The 268-nt window shown below is 70.1% G+C and carries 1 protein-coding gene; it reads left to right on the forward strand.

All coding sequences use genetic code 11. The annotated features are described in order from the left end of the window. The coding region (locus tag NLU14_RS21955; RefSeq protein ID WP_275710608.1) for a hypothetical protein at positions 1-205 on the forward strand (205 nt) is incomplete at its 5' end. Between the last annotated feature and the right edge of the window lie 63 nt (positions 206-268).

Here is a 268-nt window from a genome sequence, read left to right on the forward strand (position 1 = left end):
GGGCATTCACGGACTGACGCCCAAGTCCGTGAAGAAGAAGCTCAAGCAGCCGTCGTTTGCCGCGGCGGTCAACCGCGACGACGTGCGTGGCGGCGCGGAGCGGCTCGGCGCGGACTTCGACGTGCACGTGGCGTTCGTCATCGCGGCGCTCGAGGCCCGTGCCGATGAGCTCGGGTTGCACGGTCGGGCGGCCGCCACGGGCTGACCGCGCCAGGTTGGGCCGTGCAAGATCTATTGCAGCCACCGGCCTCGGTGTCCCCGGATTCCG

The organism is Marinobacter iranensis (assembly GCF_029207565.1).
GTDB lineage: Bacteria > Pseudomonadota > Gammaproteobacteria > Pseudomonadales > Oleiphilaceae > Marinobacter > Marinobacter iranensis.